14 protein-coding genes and 3 tRNA genes are annotated in these 22,111 nt (G+C 35.8%); 15 read left to right on the forward strand and 2 right to left on the reverse strand.

Features of this window, described 5'->3' with window-relative positions:
• The first annotated feature begins 170 nt into the window (after positions 1 to 170).
• The gene (locus DWB61_RS13915; RefSeq protein WP_125031520.1) at positions 171 to 3,620 is read left to right on the forward strand and encodes a PEP/pyruvate-binding domain-containing protein; all 3,450 of its coding nucleotides are present in this window, start codon (positions 171 to 173) and stop codon (positions 3,618 to 3,620) included.
• Positions 3,621 to 3,689: 69 nt separating this feature from the next.
• On the opposite strand, the gene DWB61_RS13920 is transcribed toward DWB61_RS13915, so the two are convergent.
• Positions 3,690 to 4,331 carry an O-methyltransferase gene (locus tag DWB61_RS13920; protein WP_125031521.1) on the reverse strand — a complete coding sequence of 214 codons (642 nt, stop codon included), beginning with the start codon at positions 4,329 to 4,331 and terminating at the stop codon, positions 3,690 to 3,692.
• A gap of 3 nt (positions 4,332 to 4,334) precedes the next feature.
• A complete protein-coding gene (locus DWB61_RS13925) occupies positions 4,335 to 5,555 on the reverse strand; it encodes a M16 family metallopeptidase (RefSeq protein ID WP_125031522.1) in 1,221 nt (406 codons plus the stop codon).
• A gap of 126 nt (positions 5,556 to 5,681) precedes the next feature.
• Here DWB61_RS13925 and DWB61_RS13930 point away from each other — a divergent pair.
• The 14 genes from DWB61_RS13930 to DWB61_RS13995 all read left to right on the forward strand — a co-directional run bounded on the left by DWB61_RS13930 (position 5,682) and on the right by DWB61_RS13995 (position 21,635).
• Positions 5,682 to 5,754, forward strand: a tRNA-Phe gene (locus DWB61_RS13930).
• Between the two features lie 31 nt (positions 5,755 to 5,785).
• A tRNA-Phe gene (locus DWB61_RS13935) sits at positions 5,786 to 5,858 on the forward strand.
• Positions 5,859 to 5,884: 26 nt separating this feature from the next.
• Positions 5,885 to 5,957 (forward strand) — tRNA-Phe (locus DWB61_RS13940).
• Between the two features lie 293 nt (positions 5,958 to 6,250).
• Positions 6,251 to 7,630, forward strand: coding sequence for a sigma-54-dependent transcriptional regulator (locus DWB61_RS13945; protein WP_125031523.1), 1,380 nt, complete (start codon positions 6,251 to 6,253; stop codon positions 7,628 to 7,630).
• Between the two features lie 46 nt (positions 7,631 to 7,676).
• Positions 7,677 to 8,405, forward strand: a complete 729-nt coding sequence (locus DWB61_RS13950) for a histidine phosphatase family protein (protein WP_125031524.1) — start codon at positions 7,677 to 7,679, stop codon at positions 8,403 to 8,405.
• A gap of 130 nt (positions 8,406 to 8,535) precedes the next feature.
• Positions 8,536 to 9,741 carry a metallophosphoesterase gene (locus tag DWB61_RS13955; protein ID WP_158614430.1) on the forward strand — a complete coding sequence of 402 codons (1,206 nt, stop codon included), beginning with the start codon at positions 8,536 to 8,538 and terminating at the stop codon, positions 9,739 to 9,741.
• 39 nt (positions 9,742 to 9,780) lie between these two features.
• Positions 9,781 to 10,848, forward strand: coding sequence for a hypothetical protein (locus tag DWB61_RS13960; RefSeq protein WP_125031526.1), 1,068 nt, complete (start codon positions 9,781 to 9,783; stop codon positions 10,846 to 10,848).
• A gap of 281 nt (positions 10,849 to 11,129) precedes the next feature.
• A complete protein-coding gene (locus tag DWB61_RS13965) occupies positions 11,130 to 13,319 on the forward strand; it encodes a glutamine synthetase III family protein (RefSeq protein WP_125031527.1) in 2,190 nt (729 codons plus the stop codon).
• 228 nt (positions 13,320 to 13,547) lie between these two features.
• Complete coding sequence (locus tag DWB61_RS13970) at positions 13,548 to 15,623, forward strand: OmpA family protein (protein ID WP_125031528.1); 2,076 nt, start codon at positions 13,548 to 13,550, stop codon at positions 15,621 to 15,623.
• A 108-nt stretch (positions 15,624 to 15,731) separates the two neighbouring features.
• The gene (locus tag DWB61_RS13975; protein WP_125031529.1) at positions 15,732 to 16,901 is read left to right on the forward strand and encodes an AIR synthase related protein; all 1,170 of its coding nucleotides are present in this window, start codon (positions 15,732 to 15,734) and stop codon (positions 16,899 to 16,901) included.
• 221 nt (positions 16,902 to 17,122) lie between these two features.
• The gene (gene prfA / locus DWB61_RS13980) at positions 17,123 to 18,208 is read left to right on the forward strand and encodes a peptide chain release factor 1 (protein ID WP_125031530.1); all 1,086 of its coding nucleotides are present in this window, start codon (positions 17,123 to 17,125) and stop codon (positions 18,206 to 18,208) included.
• Between the two features lie 99 nt (positions 18,209 to 18,307).
• Complete coding sequence (gene pyrF / locus DWB61_RS13985) at positions 18,308 to 19,135, forward strand: orotidine-5'-phosphate decarboxylase (protein WP_125031531.1); 828 nt, start codon at positions 18,308 to 18,310, stop codon at positions 19,133 to 19,135.
• 116 nt (positions 19,136 to 19,251) lie between these two features.
• Complete coding sequence (locus DWB61_RS13990; protein ID WP_125031532.1) at positions 19,252 to 20,529, forward strand: DUF2851 family protein; 1,278 nt, start codon at positions 19,252 to 19,254, stop codon at positions 20,527 to 20,529.
• A 65-nt stretch (positions 20,530 to 20,594) separates the two neighbouring features.
• Positions 20,595 to 21,635 (forward strand): potassium channel family protein, encoded by a 1,041-nt coding sequence (locus tag DWB61_RS13995; RefSeq protein ID WP_125031533.1) that lies wholly within the window; start codon positions 20,595 to 20,597, stop codon positions 21,633 to 21,635.
• The last annotated feature ends 476 nt before the right edge of the window (positions 21,636 to 22,111 follow it).

Raw genomic sequence — 22,111 nt, forward strand, 5'->3', positions numbered from 1 at the left:
GGTTGGAAAATCGATCTAGTTAATAAATTCGAAACTATTGAATTTCGTAGAATGGGAATGATCTCGTAAATGTAGATTCCTTATTAAAGGTAAAAAAGAAATACTTGAGAGTCAAGATTTTATATGATCTGATTTTTTGTTAAATTTAAAAGTGTGCAAAATATAAGCTTATGACATTAAAACCAGATAAAAGAAATGTTTCTCGATTAGCAAAGGAGAATCTTGAGAGATTGAAGGAGTTAGCTGCAATTAATAAAACGACTGGGATTATTAAAGAGGCAAAATCAATTCCCGATACCTTACAACATATTAGTTTTATTTTGAAAGAGGCTATGCAATATCCTCCTTTTACAGCTGCACGTATTAGTTTTGATGAGAAGCAATATTTAAGTCCGAATTTTAGCGAATCCAAGTGGGTATTGAAGCAGAGCTTCGAATGTATTGATAAGCGGATAGGATTAATAGAAATTTTTTACACCAAGGAATTCCCGGATTTATATGAAGGTCCTTTTCTCAAAGAGGAGAGAGATTTAATTGATAATATATCGAATATGATTTCGGGTTATATCAATACTGAGGCAGGAAAATATTTGATAACGAAAACGAAGGAGGAGCATTCGGAGGATGAATACATTGAGGGGCCATTTGTACGTGTCGAGAATAGAAATCTTCTGAATGATTATTTGAATCGAAATAATGCGAACCGTGATGTATATCACGACTTAATGCCTTTTAAGGTTAAAGAAATATTGTTAGTAGCAAACCTTTACGATGCGTATAATATCGAACGAGAGGGTCGGTTTACTGAACAAATTTACGATGAGTATCATCAGCTTAATTTATCTTCAATGCCTAGGGTAACAGGGGTTTCTTGTTGTGATGAAGCTTTGAAACAGCTAAGATCCAAGCATTTTGATATGATAATTGTTATGGTTGGTGTAGATAAAAAAACACCAATTGAGCTTAGTGAAAGGGTTAAGAAAGATTTTCCTTATATCTCAATATTTCTCTTGCTGAATAATGATGCAGATGTTGGGTTTTATGAAGAACAACGTGACAGTTTGCACTGTGTTGATAAAATGTTTATATGGAATGGCGAGTCTCAGGTGTTTATTGCCATGATTAAGAGTTTGGAGGATAAGGTCAATGCTGAGAACGACACAGATGTTGGATTGGTGAGGGTTATTCTACTTGTGGAGGATTCGGCTAAGTACTATTCCCGTTATTTGCCTCTGCTGTATCAGAGTGTGATGGCTCAAACTCAAAGAATAATTGATGATGTGACTACTGATCCTCAATATAAAATTCTGAGGATGCGTGCACGCCCAAAGATCCTCTTGGCCTCTAATTATGAGGAAGCGATGTCAATTTATAGTCGATATAAGGATTACCTGCTATGCTTGATCTCTGATGTAAAGTTTAAGATGAATGAGGTGATGGATGATAGGGCAGGAATTAAACTAGTAGAACAAATTAGAAGTGAATTGCCAAACCTACCAGCAATTCTACAATCATCCGAAGTTGATAATGCCTCTCATGCCAAAGAACTAAAGTGTAGTTTTATTGATAAAAATTCAGATAGTTTGCGTCAGGATATACGCGCTTTTATTGAGGAATATCTTGGTTTTGGTGATTTTGTGTATAAGAATATTCATGGGGATCCAATTGTAACGGCTAAATCGCTTAGGGAGTTTGAAGAGCATTTGTACAATATACCTGCTGAATCCTTAATCTATCATGCCAACCGAAATAATTTTTCGTTGTGGCTAATGGCTCGTGGAGAGGTTAAGATTGCAAAGATGATTGCCCGTTATAAAACGACTGATTTTAAATCGGCAGAAGATATTCGAGCTTATTTAATAAGTATGATCCATGAGTTTCGAAATGAAAAACGGAAAGGAAAGATCGTTGCCTTTAAATCTCAGCCTGGCTTTAATGCCGAGAATATTGTGTCCTTGTCTCCAGGCTCCTTAGGGGGGAAAGGTAGAGGTTTGGCTTTTATCAATTCAATGCTCTATAATTTGAACTTGAGTAGCTATGTGCCTGGGATTAATGTAAAAGCTCCCATGACGGCTGTAATTGGTGTTGATGAGTATATGAGTTTTATGGAGCGTAATGATTTGGTAAATAAGATTAAGCAAGTTTCGGACTATTCAAAAATTCAAAAACTATTCTTGAAAGGAAGTTTAAGGTCTCGATTAAAGAATCGAATCAAGCATATACTTTCAAATTTTGATAAGCCATTGGCTATTCGTTCTTCAGGCTTATTTGAGGATTCTCTTCAGCAACCTGTTGCGGGAATTTTTCAAACCTATTTATTGCCTAATAGTAATCCAGACTTAAATAAAAGACTTGATCAGGTTTTGGATGCAATTAAATTGGTTTATGCTTCCGTTTTTTCCAATGAGTCACAAACGAGTATTCATGGGAGTAATTATTCAGTAGATGAGGAAAGAATGGGAATTGTCATACAGGAGGTTGTTGGCAATGTGTATGGCGATTATTTCTATCCACATATCAGTGGTGTTGCACAATCGTATAATTATTACCCCTACGGACATATGAAACCTGAGGATGGTTTTGCTGTTATAGCTGTTGGTCTGGGCAAGTATGTGGTTGATGGTGAAAAGGCCTATCGCTTTTCACCCGCATTTCCTTCGAGTGAGAATAACACAGCTAAGGATCAATTTAAGAATTCACAACTTGAATTTTATGCGGTTAATTTAAAAAAGAAGGAGTTAAATTTACTCGAAGGCGATACTGCAGGTCTTATTCGTTTAGACATAGATGAAGCTGAAGATCATGGAACTTTGACCCATTGTGCATCAGTTTATGATACTGAAAATGATATGATCAGTCCTGGCTTGGATAAATATGGACCGAGGATTGTAAACTTTGCTAATATCTTGAAATACGATTATATTCCTTTGGCTAAAACCATTCGGACAGTACTCGAGATTATTGAAGAGGCAATGGGTTCAGCCGTTGAGATAGAGTTCTCAGTGGATTTAAACAGGGATGAAGATGGCAAGTCATCCTTCTATATTTTGCAGATAAAACCCTTAGTCGCAGGAGCAGACGACTATAATATCGATATGGATACAATTAATCCAGCTACAAGCTTGATGTTCTCTGATAAAGGAATGGGAAATGGTTTAGTTGAAGATATTACGGATGTTATTTTTGTTGATCCAGATCTATTTGAGAAAGGTATGACATCTAGTATTGCTGATAAAATTGCTGAGATTAATCAAAAAATGGAAAATGAAGATCGACATTACATCCTTATCGGACCTGGACGTTGGGGAACTCGTGACAGATGGATTGGTATCCCAGTGAAGTGGAAAGATATATCGAGATCTAAATTGATTGTGGAAACCAGTTATAAAGATTATCCATTGGAAGCCTCCTCAGGATCTCATTTTTTTCACAATGTCACCTCTATGAATATTGGTTATTGTTCGGTATATTATCATTCAAAAGATTCTCACATCGATTATGAAATGTTTAAGGCTCAAGAGTTGGTTGAGGCTGACGGTGCCATTAAGCATGTGAGATTTAAAAAGCCGATAACGGTAAAGATGGATGGGAAAAAGCGTTTGGTGGTGGTAACAGAATAAGAGATCGGAATAATAAAGCTTCAAAAAGAGAGATTCTCTATTTTGAAGCTTTTAAATATAAGTTTGAGTCTATTTCTTTCGAATCATCATTAAGCCATGTCGAATAGGTAGCATGAGATTTTCAACTCTTTCATCATCCTGAACATGCTTGTTGAAATCAAGAATTCCTTGGGTTTGTTTATCGTTTGGATCGATATCTTCAAGAACTTTACCATCCCATAGGACATCGTCTGCTAAAATAAAGCCTCCTTTTTTTAATAAAGGCATAATGGCTTCGTAGTATTCAGTGTATTGACGTTTGTCAGCATCAATAAAAACCAAATCGAATTCACCTTTTAGTTTTGGAATGATATCCAAAGCCTCTCCAATATGAAATTTAATACGCTCTTCGCAGCCCGATTGTTTGAAAAATTTTCTCGTAAAACTTTCTAGCTCATCATTACAATCAATAGTGTGGATCTCACAATCAGAAGAAGTGCCCATTGCCATTGATATGGCAGAATAGCCTGTGTAAGTCCCAATTTCCAAAACACGTTTAGGGTTTTGCATTTGGCAGATCATTTTTAGGAATTTTCCTTGTAGATGGCCCGAAAGCATTCTGGGACGCAACATTTTTACATGTGTTTCTCTATTTAAATCCTTTAGAACTTGATCTTCGTTTTCTGAGTGCCCTAATATATAGTCTTCCAGGGCTTTGTTTACTTCAATCATGATTTATTTATACATCAAAGTGGTCAAATGGTCTTTGTTTAATATCTCGTTAGAAACCTCAAGAAGTTCTTCTGCAGTAATGCTTTCTATTTTGTCATAAATATCTTGCTGAGAGTCAATTTTATCGTATAGTAAATAGCTTTTACCAACGCTAAGCATCAAATTCTCATTATTTTCACAAGAGATAGCAATTTGCCCTAGTATTTGATTCTTCGCTCTCGTCAATTGCATGGCGCCGAGTTTCTTTGTGCACAGGAGATCCATTTCTTTATAAATAAGCGATAGGCATTTATCCAGATAACCCTTATCGGTTCCAAAGTAGATGCTCACAAGACCTGTATCTACATATGGAGAATAGCCAGCTTCTATATTATAGGCCAAACCATGTCTTTCTCGTAAAGTAAGATTCAAACGGGAATTCATACCTGGCCCACCTAATAGGTTTGTTAATAGCGATAAAGGAATCCGCCTTTCGTCGTTTAAATCATACGCCACATTTCCAAGAATACAATGGCGTTGATGTGTGTTTTTTTCAAGAACAAGTGTTCTTGGCTTATATATTTTAGGTTTTACTCTTTTGTTGATTCGTAAATTTTGTGGAATCTTAGCAAAAAAAGTTTCAACCATTTTCACCAATTTCTTAAAAGAGATATTTCCAACCGATGAAATAACCATTTGATCAGTATGGAAGTTGTTTTTTATGAAATTCTGGATGTTTTCTTTTGTAAACTGCTTAATGTTTTCAGGTGTTCCTAATATGTTTCGACCAATAGGATCATTTTTGAAAATTAGATCTTCAAAGTCGTCAAAAATCAATTCTGAAGGACTGTCCTTATAGGAGTTGATTTCATCGAGAACAATTTCCTTTTCTTTTTCTAATTCTTTTTCTGGAAAAATCGAGTTAAAACTGATGTCGCTGATGAGTTCTAAGGCTCTTTTATAGTCCTTATCTAAGAAAGTAGCATAAATACAAGTTTCCTCTTTGGTGGTATAAGCATTGAGTTCTCCGCCTACATCTTCCATTCTGTTTAGAATATGATAGGCCTTGCGTTTTGTCGTTCCTTTGAAAATTACGTGCTCAATAAAGTGGGCAATGCCCCATTCGTCTTCACTTTCATCGCGAGATCCGGTATTTAGAATGATTCCACAGTGTGCTACTTTTTGATCCACCTGACGATGGATTAAACGGATACCATTTGATAATGTGTGAGTTTCGAAAAGCATATAGAATTTTATTAGGCTGCAAAGGTAATAAGAACTTTATATATCGATGAAAATACCTGTTTATTTTCGTAGAATTTATTTGGAGGCGATAATTTTTTGCTTACTTTTGTGTCGCTCAAGTAAAGCGGTGCCATAGCTCAGTTGGTAGAGCAATGGACTGAAAATCCATGTGTCCCCGGTTCGATTCCAGGTGGCACCACACTTTAAACTTGACGAACAAATTATAATAAGGTGCCATAGCTCAGTTGGTAGAGCAATGGACTGAAAATCCATGTGTCCCCGGTTCGATTCCAGGTGGCACCACTATTATTTTTTTGAATAACCTTTTGGGTGCCATAGCTCAGTTGGTAGAGCAATGGACTGAAAATCCATGTGTCCCCGGTTCGATTCCAGGTGGCACCACCCAGAAAGCCGATCTTTTAGATCGGCTTTTTTTGTATTCCTATTTTCCTTCCAAAATAATTTTAGCTGTCAGATTTTATTGAAATAGCGATGTTTAGTTATGTATTTGCGATGTTGATTTTTTATGTTCTGAATACTGAAACTTTAAATGTTAAAAATTAGATGTTTAATGAATAAATATTGTAATTTGGTTATCTTATTTTAAAAGATTTAAAATTGATTATGTATTTGAAAATGTATGGCTTTAGCTTTTAGTTTTCAGGGGTATTATAGGTTTTTGGAAAATAAATAGGATGAATAATAAATTAAGCACACTTATTCTTGATGATGATCCCATCTACTTAAAATTAGCTAAAAGTAGGTTGCAAAAAGATTTTGTTGTTTTTACGGCACTATGTCCGTCCGATGCTTTTGATTTATTGTTGAAAGAACGAATTGATGTCTTAATTTGTGACTTTAATCTCCCTGAGATGACTGGAGTGGAGGTTTTGAGAAATGTAAAGGAGTTTCATCCTGAGACGGATGTGATCATGATTAGCGGTAGCGCTGAAGATTGGCAGATTAAAGAATCTTTTGATTCGGGGGCAATTGACTTTTTGCAAAAACCGATTGAGTATAAAGCTTTAAAAATATCTATTGAGCGCGGGAAAAGCTTTGTTTCCTTAAAAAAGAAAAATAAGGAGATTGAAAAGCATTATTCTTTTTTAAGTCAGAAGTTGAATAGTCAGCACTCTATAGACTTTGTTTATTGTAGTGAATCTATGCGTCAGGTTCAAAGTGCGATGGAAGAGTTGGCTAGGGATAATCAGGTGCCGGTTCTCATTACTGGTGAAATTGGTTTGTATAAAGATTCTATTGCTCGTCGGATTCATAATTTAAGTGGTAGATCAGCGAAAAATTTTATAGCCATTAATATGGCTTCTGTTTCAGATGCGATGTTTGAAAAGAAGTATTTTGGTTTCAAACAGAGTAGAAAGGGCAGACAGAAGGATGAGTTTGGATGGTTTGAAATTGCCAAAGGTGGCACTCTTTTCTTTGATGAAATTATTGACTTATCTATTTATCAGCAAGCAAAATTGCATTCAGTTCTTCAAAATAAATCATATGCCAAGATTGGTTCAAAAGCAAAGAATGATGTTGACGTTCGATTGATCTCGGCTTGTAGTGATACTTTGAACGGTTTGAAGTCTAAAAACAATTTCCGAATGGATTTATTGCTGAAGCTTAATGGTTATAACTTATATATCCCACCACTTCGCGATAGGCAAGAAGATATCCCTTTTCTAATGAATTATTTTATACGGCAATATTCAGAGAAGATGAGAAAGATTATTCGTGGGTTTGATCCATACGCTGAGCGTAAGCTGATTGAATATTACTATCCTGGAAATACTCAGGAGTTATCGAATTTGATAGAACGTGCGGTCATGCTTTGTGATGGGGATTCGTTGAATTTAGATCATTTCCCATCATTTGTAAGCGAAAAGGAAGGGCAATTTTCTTTGGTTAATAGTTTTGATTTAGCATTGATTGAGCGGGAAGTGATTATTCGAGCATTGAAAGAATGTGATTACAATAAAACCCAGGCAGCAAAGCTTCTCAATTTGAGCTGGAATGCTCTATATAGAAGACTTCAAAAATTCAATATCGACCTTCCCGAGCATGCTTTGTAGGCGGTGTAAGTAATAGTATTGTCAGATAGATTTCTTATTTTCGTGTATGTTGAAATTTATTCTTCGGTTTGCAATTGTCATTAATTTCTCAATTGCTGTGGTTTTTGCACAGCAGACTAGCTGCGATTTCCCTTTTACTTCTGTAGAGGATGTTCCTGAGTTTATCCAAAACGAACTATCGGAAGCAGGGCAGTTAAAGATTCAGATTTACTTAATTCGTCATGCAAAACCCAATTTACATAAGAGGTTTTTAAGCTCTTCGGTTCAAGCTCAAGATTATGTTGAGCATTACAATAAGGCACCTATTCACGAAATAGATTTGAATATGGTGAAAATTGACTTAAAAAAGCCCCATCAAATTTATTGTTCAAATTTAGTTCGTTCTCAAGAAACAGCTCTGAGTTTGTTTGGCGATTCCTATGTCATTGTATCTGATCGTATTTTTAGGGAATTTGAATTGAAAATTGTTCGTTCAAATTCTATAGTACAGCTCCCTTTAGATCTTTGGAAAGGTGTTAGTCGACTTTTTTGGTTGTTGGGCTGCAATCATGAGGGAATAGAAAGTCATGAGGAAGCTAAAGAACGAGTTGTTTGGGCTGCTGATAATCTAGAAAAGCTTGCTAGTCAAGAAGAAACTGCTATCTTGGTAGGACATGGCATGATAAATGCGGCTATTTCAAAAGAGTTGAGAAAACGCGGTTGGGATGTTATCTGTAAAAAGGGCCATCGGAATTTGGGTGCAACTATTTTGCAAAAAAACATTTCTAAAGAATAATTATTGAGATATGCAACTGTGCGTTTATGAACACGAGTTGTAACTGTAGTGAACACCTATTTTTAAAAGGTAAATTCATATTCGACTCGTATGCAGTATGTTATGTGTTCCGGTATTGAAATTGATAAATATGATGTGGTTAAGAGAAATATTTTTAAAAGTGAAAAGGCTTGTCTTGCTTTTGTCTCTTTTAATGTTTGTGTATTGTACACAGGCTCAGAAAAAGAAACAACTTAGTTCGGGAGCATTTTCGTCCTATGACAAAATTTTTTCGGGTGATGTTAATAAGATTAATCTGCCTGATTATTTGGATGGACCTCATTTTTTCTGGGAAGAGAATGACAGAGTCAAGGTTTGGTATATTTCTCACAAGCATTCCGGGAATACCCTTGACTTGAAGGAGAAGATTATCAAGCTAAAGAAGGATTCTCTTCAATTTAAGGGTATGTATGGTGATAAAAATCGGTATTGGTTAAGAAAGCAGAAACCTGAGCCAAGTCAATCAGAATATTCTGGAGTTGATTCTGTAATGGTTGTGGGTGACGTGCATGGTGAATTTGAAACCATGAAAAAGCTATTAGTTGCTAATAAAGTTATTAATGCCAAAGGGGGTTGGTTGTTTGGAAAGAATCACTTGGTATTTGTAGGAGATATTTTTGATAGGGGAGATCAGGTAACAGAAGCTTTGTATTTTATTAGACACATATCTCGACTGGCAAGAGAGAAAGGTGGAAGAGTTCATCTGATATTGGGTAATCATGAGGTGATGGTATTGATGAATGATTCTCGATACATAGCTCCTAAATACAGAAATTTGAGTAAACGGTTGTTAACGAACTATTATAATTTCTTTGCTGAAAATGCTGATTTAGGAAGATGGTTGAGATCTTTGAATTCTGTTCTCAAAATAAACGACAAGCTATTTGTTCATGGAGGCTTGTCTTATGATGTGGTTGAAAAGAATCTGTCAATTAATCAAATTAATATGGACATTCGGTATAGTTTGTTAAATGCTAAATCGATGTCAGCTAAAGAACTGAAAAGTAAAATTTATTTCCCAGGAAATCCTTTGTGGTATAGGGGGTATATGATGGAATCGAGATATTACTCAATGATTACCGAGTCTGAGGTAGATAAGGTTCTAAGATATTACAATGTAAAGCAAATCATGTTCGGACATACCGAGCTAGATGAAATTAGTTTTTTATTCCAGAAAAAATTGTGTGCATTAAATGTGCCTATGGGTTATGTGCAATTCCGACCACAAATATTACTAATTGTTGGTGGTCAGTTTTATCGCTGTTTGTTGAATGGAGAAAAGGAGTATATTAAATAATTTTAAAAGCTCTCACTTCTTCGAAAATCATAATATAAGATGAAGAATGTAAAGTCATTTATATTACTGTTGATTTTAATGGTTTGGGGAATTGATTTTCAAGTTCTAGCTGGTTTCCAAAATAAGGATAGTCTTGCTTTTACTGATCTTTTCTCTGAGGAAAAGCCCCTTCTAATTAATCTTTATGCCGATTACATCAGTCTTTTTGATGATGTTTCAGATAAAAGAGTTTATCATGATGCTAAGTTTACTGTGAAGAACTCGTCCTCTGCTTTTAGCGATATGACAGTTAAGGTAAAAACAAGAGGCAATTTTCGTTTACGTAAGCAAACATGCGACTTCCCGCCTTTAAGGTTTAAATTTGAAGCTGATCAAGCAAGGGGATCTATTTTCCAAGGGCAGGATAAGCTAAAATACGTGAGTCATTGTCAAAATTCAAAGAAGGATTATGAGATGCACACTCTTGAGGAATTTCTATTGTATAGAATGTATAATATCTTTACCGATTATAGCTATCAGGTGCGTTTGGCTCATATTAGTTTTATAGATGTTAATAGGCGGGATACGATTCAGCGCTATGGTTTTTTTATTGAAGATAAAGAGCATTTGGCAGATAGAATCGGACGTCGAGCTTTGAAGTTTCGAAATGTTAAGCAATATCAAGTATTGCGATCTAATATTCTGGTTCTCTCATTATTTCAATGTATGATAGGGAATTGTGATTGGGATGTTTCTCGCTTACATAATGTAGATTTGATGTCTGTTAACGAGCATAGTTTGCCTGTGGCTATTCCTTATGATTTTGATTGGTCTGCAATTATCGCTCATGACTATTTTGTTCCCGATCCACAAATAGACTTAGAAGCAAAATATAAAAGACGATATAAAAGTTATAGATGGTCTGATGAGGAATTCGAAGCAGCTTTTGCAGAATTTCATGAGCATCGCGACGAATTAATGAGTTTGATAACTGATTTCCCTTACCTCGAAAGAGATAATCGTCTTAAATTACTTGCGTATATTTCTGAATTCTATGATTTAATTTCTTCTAAAGTTGATGTGAAAGAATATATCTTGAAACAAGCAAAGAAAATTCCTACAGAATAATCTTCTTCTCATTAATCCACTCATTTTTTTGTCAGAAATAAAACATTTCGGATAAACATTATTTCCTGTTTTAATAGTTTTTAGTTTAGCATCCCTTTGTTAAATGGGGTGCTTTGTTTAATTTTTGCATATAATCGTCAGTATGCCCCTTGTTTTTAAATAGATTTTGTCGAATAAAAAGTTTTTCTCATCTTTGTGGTGTCATTCTTAGGGGGTGTGTCTCTAAAAAACACGTTTTATAGAAATAAAGCCCTTTATTCTAACTTATAAACCAAATAACCATGTCCACTATTCGTTTCCAAGCTCTAACTGAGCTTTTGTCAAGGGTTCCTAAGGAAGTCCATTTACCATCAAACAAAGTGACCGATTATTATGGAGATCTAGTATTCAATACAGGCTCTATGAGAAAATATTTATCGAAAGAAGCTTTTAAAGCTGTAATGGATGCTAATCAGAATGGTGGCGCTATCGACAGAAAAATGGCTTCGGGTGTTGCTGCGGGTATGAAAGCCTGGGCAATTGAAAACCATGTGACTCACTACACGCATTGGTTTCAGCCATTAACGGATGGAACTGCTGAAAAACACGATGGTTTTATCGATTATGGAGATGGTGGTCATATGATTGAAAACTTTTCAGGAGACTTGTTGACTCAACAAGAGCCAGATGCTTCTTCTTTCCCATCGGGAGGTATTCGTCAGACATTCGAGGCACGTGGCTATACGGCTTGGGATGTGTCTTCACCAGCCTTTATTGTAGGGACAACTCTTTGTATTCCTACTGTGTTTATTTCCTATACAGGTGAAGCGTTAGATTACAAAACACCATTGCTTAAGGCTTTAGCAGCAGTTGATGAGGCTGCCGTAGGCGTTTGTCAGTATTTTGACAAGAATGTAACTAAGGTTCATACCAACTTAGGTTGGGAGCAGGAGTATTTTCTAATTGATGAGGCTTTGTATCAGGCTCGTCCTGACTTGGTCTTGACAGGTCGTACGTTAATGGGGCATTCTTCGTCGAAAGATCAGCAGTTGGATGATCACTACTTTGGGTCGATTCCAGAGCGTGTTACTAACTTCATGATGGAATTAGAATTGGAATGTCATAAATTGGGGATTCCAGTAAAGACACGTCACAACGAGGTGGCTCCATCTCAGTTCGAATTAGCCCCTATTTACGAGGAAGCTAACCTGGCTAATGATCACAATCAGTTATTAATGGATGTGATGAAAAAAGTTGCACGTCATCATAAATTTAGAGTTTTGTTTCACGAGAAACCATTTGCTGGAATAAATGGATCAGGTAAGCATAACAACTGGTCATTGGGCACCGATACGGGGGTTGTTTTATTAGCTCCGGGTAAAAATCCGAAAGCTAATATTCAATTTTTGTGTTTTGTAGTGAATACTTTAATGGCTGTTTTTAAAAACCAAGACTTATTGCGTGCTTCTATTTTAACAGCATCCAATAGTCATCGTTTGGGAGCAAACGAAGCGCCACCTTCAATTATGTCTGTTTTCTTGGGCGATGAGGTTTCTAAAATGTTAGACCGTATTGTTGAGGAAGTTGGAGAAAGAAAGATGACTCCAGACGAAAAAACAGCTTTGAAATTGGGTATTGGTCGTATTCCTGAAATTATTCTCGATAATACAGATCGCAACCGTACTTCGCCTTTTGCTTTTACTGGAAATAGATTTGAATTCCGTGCTGTGGGCTCAAGTTCGAATAATGCTGCTGCTATGACCGCTTTGAATGCTGCAGTTGCTGTTCAGTTAAATGAATTTAAAGCTTCCGTTGATTTCTTAATCGAAGAAGGTATTAAGAAAGATGAGGCTATTTTCCAGGTAATGAAGAAGATGATTATCGAATCGAAACCAATTCGTTTCAACGGTGATGGATATTCTGATGATTGGGTGAAGGAGGCTGCCGAAAGAGGTTTGACGAATATCAATAGTGTGCCAGAGTCAACGTCGAAATACTTAGATCCTGCTGCTAGAAAAGCCTTAATTGGTAGTGGTGTGATGACTGAGAAAGAGCTTGAGGCTCGTGTTGAAGTTGAGATGGAGAAATTTACGAAGAAGATCCAGATCGAATCTCGTGTTCTTGGCGATTTGGCTATTAACCATATCGTACCCGTAGCGGTAGCCTATCAAACTAAGTTAATACAGAATGTTCAGGGGTTAAGAGATATTTTCACTAACAGTGAGTTTGAAGAATTAGCTGGTGCAAGAAAAGATTTGATCAAACAAATATCGGCTCATATTTCTTCAATTAAGGCTAAGGTAAAAGCTATGGTAGAAGCTCGTAAAGCTTGTAATCTTATAGAAAATGCTACAGAATCGGCTTATGCTTACGATAAAACTGTGTGCCATTATTTAGAAGAAATTAGATATCATATCGATAAACTGGAGTTGGTTGTTGATAATGAGATGTGGCCACTGCCTAAGTATCGCGAATTACTATTTAATAATTAGAATAAAAGATACAAGTCAACTTGTAAATAATAGATTAGAAAGAGCTCCCAGTCGGGGCTCTTTTTTTTGTTTGATCTGCCTAAAGATAAACATTGGGATCTATGGGAAATGAGTTGAAATATTTATGGTCTAAATATAAGAGGAAAGCTTATCTGCTTTTGTATCTTTATCAGGAATTCCTAAATTGGAAAGTCAATTTTATTTTGCACTATTTATACTGTTGTTAATATGAAAGTTTTAGCAGGAACTACATTTTGTCTTTCGTTGTTATTTTGCATGGCGTGTTCACCACAATACTACGCTCGCAAAGGCGATCAGTTATTTGATAAAGGATTATATCATCAATCGGAGTCTAAATATGATAAGGCTTACGAAAAGTCAGACGATCATATTTTTAAATCAGATATAGCACTCAAAGCGGGACTTAGTTTCGAGAAAATAAACCAACCAAAGAAAGCAGCACGTTGGTATAAAAAAGCAACGCGCAGAAGAGATTCTTTTCCAGATGCTTTGACTCACTTGGCTCAGGTTGAAATTAAGAATGGAAATGTTGAAGATGCAGAAGAGGCCTTTTCTATTTATAAGGATTATGTCCCTGAAAATGCAAGAGGAGATGAAGAGAGATTGGTAGGAGTTTTCGAAAGAATAAAAGAGTGGAAGGATAATCCACAAGCTTATATTATCCGCCCAATGCATAAGCTTAACTCACCAGCTAGTGAATTTGCCCCTCTTTATTATAGTGGTGATACAAATATTATTGTTTTTACAAGTACCCGAAAGGGAGGTTTTGGTGTTAAGCAAGATGGCGTAACGGGTGATAATTACTCTAATCTTTATCGTTCTGATTATACGAATGAGGTAAAAAGAGATGTAAAGAATAAAAGAGGAAAGGTTATTGATTCTAAAACAATCATCAAAGATGAATTTGAGTGGCAAAGACCCGTTAGTATAGGTGATAGTGTAAATTCTGTCTTTAATGACGGAGCAGCCTGTATTGATTTAAAGACAAATACTTTGTATTTCACATCTTCTCGTAAAGTTGATGGGAAAGACCGAGGAACTAAGATTTATAGTATCGCCATTCAGGGAGATGAGTGGGGTGAGTTGAGTAAGATTGATATTGTGGCAGATTCACTTTCTGTAGGACACCCTTCCGTTTCATCTGACGGTGAAACTCTTTATTTTGCATCAGATATGGCTGGTGGTTACGGTGGAAATGATATTTGGATGGTAAAGTCAGAAGGAGGCCAATGGGGAAGCCCTGTCAACATGGGTGCTGATATTAATACGGATAAAAATGAGATTTTTCCATATATCCGTGATAATGGGATGTTGTATTTTGCATCTGACAGATTAGAAGGAATGGGAGGTTTGGATTTATATGTGGCGAAACCTCGAACTGATGTCTGGGATGTTGAGAATATGAAGTATCCTATAAACTCCGAAGCGGATGATTTTAGTATTGTTTTCCAATCTGGTGAAAATAAAGGCTTGTTTGCGTCATCAAGAAATAAAGGGAATGACGATATCTTTTCGTTTGAAAAGGTTGAAATCGACCCTATGATTATTGAATTTGCCGAAGGTAAAATTAGTTTTGATGAAGGATTGGCTGGTAGAAATATCAGAGTTCGAGTTGAATCAGATAAGGACGGAAATTCAAATATCAATTTAAATGATAAGGGCGAATTTAAATTGCCGATTCGAGCCAATACAAAATATACGATAACGGTTTCAGGTGACGATTTCCTTACTGAGAAAAAGGTGATTGAAGCAGGAAACGTTGATGAGAAACTGAATCTTGATTTAAATTTTGAGCTTAAAGGTGTTGGTGTGCCGATTAGATTAAAAAATGTATTGTTTGGTTTTAATGAGTGGGTGTTGACAGATGAGGCCAAAACTGCACTGAGCGATTTAGTCATGACAATGAAAACGCATTCTGATATCGTAATTGAATTAAGTTCGCATACCGACTATGTTGGTCCAAAATTGGTAAACGACAGTGTATCACAATTACGAGCAAAGGTTTGTGTTGATTATTTGGTTGAGCAAGGTGTCGATCGTTCTCGACTGAAAGCATTAAGCTTTGGTGAGACTAAGCCTTGGGTTGTGAAACAAGAAGGACAGGATAAATATCCATTCTTAAAGGTTGGTGATATACTTAATAAGGCGTTTATTTACAAGCTAGTTAATGAGGAAGATAAACAGGTCGCTATGCAGATGAATAGAAGAACCGAGATTAAAATTGAACGAATTAATAAGGAGTCGGAGTCAAGAACTGACAGATCAAAAAGATCGAAGAGATAGTTCAGGAATATAGCTTTCGTTAAAGGGAAAAAATACTAACTTTACGACGGCAAAAAATTAACAAAAGTGTTCTGCCATGCAGAGCGCTTTTTTTACTACTATCCAACCATGAGAAAAGACGAAAGATACAATTTAAGAGGCGTTTCGGCATCGAAAGAAGATGTGCATAATGCAATAAAAAATATTGATAAAGGACTTTATCCAAAGGCTTTTTGTAAGGTGATTCCTGATTATCTTACTGGAGACGATGAATACTGTAACATCATGCATGCTGACGGAGCAGGAACAAAATCTGCTTTAGCTTATATGTATTGGAAAGAAACAGGTGACTTATCGGTTTGGAAAGGCATTGCTCAGGATGCAATCATTATGAATCTTGATGATTTGCTTTGTGTAGGAGCTGTTGATAATATTCTGCTTTCGTCGACAATTGGACGCAATAAAAACCTGATTCCAGGTGAGGTTATTTCTGAAATTATTAATGGAACCGAAGAATTGCTTGAAGAGTATCGTAAACTAGGTGTGAATATTTATTCAACGGGTGGAGAAACGGCTGATGTGGGTGATTTGGTACGTACAATTATTGTTGATTCTACTGTAACTTGTAGAATGAAACGCGAAGATGTGATCACAAATGAAAAAATCCAAGCGGGTGACGTCATTGTTGGTTTGTCTTCATACGGTCAATCTACATACGAGGAAACTTACAATGGTGGAATGGGATCGAATGGATTAACATCTGCACGTCACGATGTTTTCTCAAAGTATCTTGCGGAAAAATACCCGGAGAGTTTTGATGGAGCGGTTCCAGAAGAGTTGGTGTATTCAGGAGCTTGTAAACTAACCGATGCTGTTGAAGGGACTGAATTGGATGCTGGTAAATTAGTTTTATCTGCGACTCGTACTTTTGCACCAATTGTAAAAGTTGCTTTAGATAAGTATCGTTCACAAATTCATGGTATGATTCATTGTTCGGGTGGAGCACAAACAAAAGTTCTACACTTTGTTGACAATCTTCATATCGTAAAAGATAATATGTTTGATGTGCCACCATTGTTTAAGTTGATTAAAGAGCAGAGTGGAACAGAGTGGGATGAGATGTATAAGGTTTTTAATATGGGACATCGTTATGAGTTCTATGTGCCTGCCGAAATTGCAAATGATATTATCGAGATTTCGAAGAGCTTTAATGTAGATGCTAAAATTGTTGGACGCGTTGAAGCCTCTGATAGCAAAAAGTTGACTATTGAAAGTGAATTCGGCAAGTTCGAATACTAAATAGAATTTATAAATGAGCCGATCGTCCTTTTATTGGGATGATCGGCTTCTTTGTATTTGAAATCCAAATGAAATAGAATTTTTATTTATTTGTATGAGAATATTGATGTTAGCTTAGTATTATGTTGTCTGATGAAGCTTAAATATTCTAATAATGAGATTCAAATCAATTAAAGTAATTTTATTTTCCTAATTTTGTGCAAATTTAAGAGATTATAAGGATGAGCGATAATGTGTTACTAGGAAAACTAGAAGGTGTTTTTATCCGATTTAAGGAGGTTAGTCAATTGATTACCGACCCTGAGATAATGAGTGATATGAAACGCTATGTTAAGCTAAGTAAAGAATATAAAGAATTGGAGTTAGTCGATTCTGCTGCAACGAGATATAGAAATGCACTTGAAACGATTACTGAATCGAAAGAAATATTAGCCACTGAAAGCGATGAAGAGTTGCGCGAAATGGCAAAAATGGAACTAGAAGAGCTTGAGGAAAAGTTACCAGAAATGGAGAATGAGATTAAATTGCTTCTAGTGCCTGCAGATCCTGAAGATTCTAAAAATGCAATTGTAGAAATTCGTGCTGGTGCTGGTGGTGATGAAGCTAGTATCTTTGCAGGAGATTTATATCGAATGTATACTAAGTTTTGCGAGAGTAAAGGTTGGAAAGTATCTATGACTTCATGTAGTGAAGGAACATCTGGTGGTTACAAGGAAATTGTTTTAAATGTGTCTGGTAACGGTGTTTATGGTGTTCTGAAATATGAATCAGGTGTACACCGTGTTCAGCGTGTGCCTCAAACTGAAACTCAGGGCCGTGTGCATACCAGTGCTGCATCAGTAGCCGTATTACCAGAAGCTGAAGAGTTTGATATTGATGTGAAAGAAAGTGATATCCGTAAGGATACATATTGTTCTTCAGGACCTGGTGGACAGTCGGTGAATACAACTTATTCAGCTATTCGTCTGACTCATAATCCAACAGGTATTGTAGTAACTTGTCAGGATCAGAAATCTCAGATTAAGAATTTAGCTAAGGCGATGATCGAATTGCGTTCTCGTATTTATGCGCTGGAGCATCAGAAGTATCTTGATGAAATTTCATCTAAACGTAAGACGATGGTTTCTACTGGTGACCGTTCGGCTAAAATTAGAACATACAATTACCCACAAGGTCGTGTAACCGATCATAGAATTAATTTAACGATGTATAATTTGAGTGCTATTATCGATGGCGATATTCAAGAGATTATCGATAAGCTTCAGGTTGAAGAAAATGCAGAGCGACTTAAGGAAAGTGGTTTATAATAATATTTGGCAGTGGTTTTTAACTACTGCCTTTTTTTTGATTTCATTTTAATGAGTCTTAGATAAAAAGAAATAAAACAACCATTAAATAAATAACAAATGAACTATCAAGCTTTATTCGAGCAAATTAAATTAAAGAAGTCTTTCCTATGTGTTGGTTTGGATACCGATGAGAAGAAGATACCAGCGCATTTGCTTAAAGAGGAAGATCCTATTTTTGAATTCAACAAAGCGATTGTTGATGCTACAGCTCACTTGGTTGTGGCTTATAAGCCAAATATTGCATTTTACGAGTGTAAAGGAGCAAAGGGGTGGCTTTCTCTTGAGAAAACAGTTTGTTATATTAAGGAGAATTACCCAGAAGTATTCCTGATTGCTGATGCCAAGCGTGGCGATATCGGAAACACATCAAAAATGTACGCCAGTGCATTTCTTGAGAATATGCCTTTTGATTCAATTACAGTTGCTCCTTATATGGGTGAGGATTCGGTTACGCCTTTCCTTTCATATAAAGACAAGTGGGTAATTCTATTGGCATTAACATCTAATAAAGGTGCTTTCGATTTCCAATTCTTTCAGGAAGGGGAGCAGAAATTGTTCGAGAAAGTTCTTGAAAAATCACAAGAGTGGGGTTCTCAGGATAATATGATGTACGTGGTTGGTGCGACAAAAGCAGAAATGTTATCTGATATTCGTAAGATTGCCCCAAATCATTTCCTATTGGTTCCAGGAGTTGGTGCTCAAGGTGGAAGTTTGCAAGAGGTCGCGAAATATGGTATGAATGACCATTGTGGTTTGTTGGTTAACTCATCGAGAGGAATTATTTATGCTGATTCAACTCCGAATTTTGCTGATGTTGCATGCGAAAAAGCATTGGAACTTCAGGAAGAGATGGCAGCCTTAATGGATGCGAAAGGAATCTTATAGTCTTAGCTATTAAAGAAATAGAAAAGCGATGGTCTCAATGTCATCGCTTTTTTTTGTATTCTTAGAAATCATATCATAAATTTAGTATTCTATTTAAAAACTTAGAATCTGTTTTTATGAATGAGGATTTTCTACACTATATCTGGAAATATCGCCTTTTCGATTCAGAAGAATTGATGTCAAGTCAGGGGCAGTATTTGGAATTGATTGATGTTGGTCGTTTAAATAGAGATTCTGGCCCTGATTTTTTTGAAGCTCGAATCCAAATCGATGACTTGCTTTGGGTTGGAAATGTGGAGATTCATATTAAATCGTCTGATTGGTATAAGCATCATCACGAAGTAGATTCGGCCTATAATAATGTCATTTTACATGTTGTTCTTAAAAATGATACAGATATTATTTTGTCAGATGGGCGTTTGTTACCATGTCTAGAGCTTAAAATTCCAGATCAATACCTGAAAAGATATCAAAACCTGATGTCTTCTCAGTCTTGGATTCCTTGTCAGGTGGATATCCCGAAATTGAATAATTTCTTTGTGAATCATTGGTTAGATAGAATGTTGCTGGAAAGATTGGAGAGGAAGGCTGGTGAGATAAATCAGATTTATCATCAAAATGCGGATTCTTGGGAAGAAACCTTCTATCAATTATTGGCTCGATATTTTGGCATGAAGGTAAATGCAGATCCTTTTGAGCAGCTTGCCAGATCAGTTTCTCTGAAGATTCTTGCCAAACACAAAAATTCACTCTTGCAATTGGAAGCTATTTTATTTGGTCAAGCTGGGTTTCTTGATGATTCTATTCCCGGAGACCCATATTATTGTGATTTGCAAAGAGAATATCGTTTTTTGAAAAATAAGTTTGAGTTAAAGCCTATCGAGAAAAGGCGATGGAAATTTATGAGGATTCACCCTGTTAACTTTCCAATTATTCGTATTGCTCAGTTCGCTAAATTGATTTATCAGTCACAATCATTATTTTCTAAAATTAAACAGGTTGAAAATGTTAATGAGTTTTATCTGTTGTTGGAAACTGAGGCTTCTCAATATTGGGATAATCATTATAGGTTTGGAGAAAAAGTTGACTTTAAGAAAAAAGTCTTGGGTAGATCGACCATCGATATATTAATAATAAATGCAATTGTTCCCATTCTATTTGTTTATGGTAAAGAAATTGGGAATCATTTCTACCTTGATAGAGTCTTAGTTTATCTTGAACAGATGAAGCCTGAGAGAAATTCGATTGTTAAATCGTGGATAGAAAGTGGAGTTGTTGTGAAGTCAGCCTTTGATTCCCAATCTTTATTGCATCTGAAATCAGAATATTGCAATAAGTATAAGTGTCTTGAATGTGAATTAGGAAATAGAATTCTTCGTCTTGAACAAATGTGATTTTACGTATTGCAGTTAGATAAGATTGATTAATTTAGATTTTATTTTTCACCTAAATACGAGCAATGTCATTAAAGGGACGTAAAGTCTGGGAAGAAAATGTTAAAACACTTAGTTTCGCTTTGATTCTGATGTTTATTGTGATTGGTATCGGTACGATTGGTTATATGCAACTTAACAAAGAATATAGCCTGATCGATGCTTTATATATGACAGTAATTACAATTTCAACGGTTGGTTTTAAGGAGGTGCACGATCTTACAGATAATGGTAAGGTGTTTACAATGTTATTGATTTTGACAAGTTTTGGTATTTTTGGTTATATTGTTTCAGCAGTGACCCGTTTTATTTTAGATGGTGTTTTTCGTAGAAATTTAAAAGATTATAGAGTGGCTAGAAAAATCGAGAAGTTAAGTAATCATGTCATTGTCTGTGGATTCGGTCGAAATGGACGTCAGGCAAGTCTTGAGTTAATTGAGCATGAGGAGCAGGTTGTTGTAATTGATTCAAAAGAGTCAAGTATTGATCAGATCCGTATGATTCCTGAATTGCTGTTTATTCAAGGGGATGCGACTCTGGAGGAAATTTTAACACTTGCTAATATATCTAAAGCTAAGGCTCTGATTACCGCAATACCCGATGATGCGGCTAATGTATACGTTTGTTTGACTGCTAGGGAGTTGAATCCTGAAATTAGAATAATTTCTCGATCGTCTAAATTGCAATCTGATAATAAATTAAAACGCGCTGGGGCCAATAATGTTATTATGCCAGACCTTCTAGGTGGTCAGCAGATGGCTAAGTTAGTTGCTCAGCCCGATGTTGTTGAGTTTGTTGACAAGATTTTGCTACAATCAATCAAAGGTGTAAACTTAATGGAAGTCTCATGTTCTAAGCTTGCCACATGCTTTGTTGGTCGGTCAATTTTAGATTTGAATGTTAGAAATGTTTCTGGAGCCAATATTATTGGTTTGAAAGATGATGAAGGGAATTATATCTACAACCCTTCTCCGCATATTATACTCGATCAAAAATTCCAACTTTTTGTTTTAGGTGATGCACGGCAGTTAAAGCGACTTAAGGAGTTGCTTACTACTGGGAAATAGCGTCAGAAATATTTATTTTAAAATCAGATTTGAAATTAAGTATCACTAAATCAGTATAATGCAATATTTCTTTGTTTTTTTCTTGGATTTCGTTTGGAAGTTAGGATGTTTTGATCCTATATTTGTAGCCACTTTCAACGGAGAGTGGATTTATAAAATGGTTGTTTAGTAGTATTTTATAGGCAGTGGTAGGGTGGTCGTAGGAATTTTTTATTTTTTAAAGGATTATTTACACCTACTAAACAACCTCATGATTCGGGAGTAGTTGAGAGTTTTGATCATTGTGTCGAATTCTCTTTTTTTAGCTCTATATTTTTGAGGAAATAAAATTTCAAAAAAAACGAATTGTGATTTGCAGTTTAGGAATTAAAGTTCTTATATTTGCAGCCGCTTAAATAGCGAAAAAGTTCTTAAAAGTCTGGTAAAGGAAAACGGCGAGAGTTGAAAAAGGGAGAGAAAATATTTCTCAAAATAAT

The sequence above is a fragment of the Ancylomarina euxina genome, assembly GCF_003863355.1.
GTDB lineage: Bacteria > Bacteroidota > Bacteroidia > Bacteroidales > Marinifilaceae > Ancylomarina > Ancylomarina euxinus.

Bases quoted from the DNA above. Each gene is read 5' to 3' on its own strand.
- DWB61_RS13915 (WP_125031520.1), top strand. From the start codon at position 171: ATGACATTAAAACCAGATAAAAGAAATGTTTCTCGATTAGCAAAGGAG.
- DWB61_RS13920 (WP_125031521.1), bottom strand. From the start codon at position 4,331: ATGATTGAAGTAAACAAAGCCCTGGAAGACTATATATTAGGGCACTCA.
- DWB61_RS13925 (WP_125031522.1), bottom strand. From the start codon at position 5,555: ATGCTTTTCGAAACTCACACATTATCAAATGGTATCCGTTTAATCCAT.
- DWB61_RS13945 (WP_125031523.1), top strand. From the start codon at position 6,251: ATGAATAATAAATTAAGCACACTTATTCTTGATGATGATCCCATCTAC.
- DWB61_RS13950 (WP_125031524.1), top strand. From the start codon at position 7,677: ATGTTGAAATTTATTCTTCGGTTTGCAATTGTCATTAATTTCTCAATT.
- DWB61_RS13955 (WP_158614430.1), top strand. From the start codon at position 8,536: ATGATGTGGTTAAGAGAAATATTTTTAAAAGTGAAAAGGCTTGTCTTG.
- DWB61_RS13960 (WP_125031526.1), top strand. From the start codon at position 9,781: ATGAAGAATGTAAAGTCATTTATATTACTGTTGATTTTAATGGTTTGG.
- DWB61_RS13965 (WP_125031527.1), top strand. From the start codon at position 11,130: ATGTCCACTATTCGTTTCCAAGCTCTAACTGAGCTTTTGTCAAGGGTT.
- DWB61_RS13970 (WP_125031528.1), top strand. From the start codon at position 13,548: ATGAAAGTTTTAGCAGGAACTACATTTTGTCTTTCGTTGTTATTTTGC.
- DWB61_RS13975 (WP_125031529.1), top strand. From the start codon at position 15,732: ATGAGAAAAGACGAAAGATACAATTTAAGAGGCGTTTCGGCATCGAAA.
- prfA (WP_125031530.1), top strand. From the start codon at position 17,123: ATGAGCGATAATGTGTTACTAGGAAAACTAGAAGGTGTTTTTATCCGA.
- pyrF (WP_125031531.1), top strand. From the start codon at position 18,308: ATGAACTATCAAGCTTTATTCGAGCAAATTAAATTAAAGAAGTCTTTC.
- DWB61_RS13990 (WP_125031532.1), top strand. From the start codon at position 19,252: ATGAATGAGGATTTTCTACACTATATCTGGAAATATCGCCTTTTCGAT.
- DWB61_RS13995 (WP_125031533.1), top strand. From the start codon at position 20,595: ATGTCATTAAAGGGACGTAAAGTCTGGGAAGAAAATGTTAAAACACTT.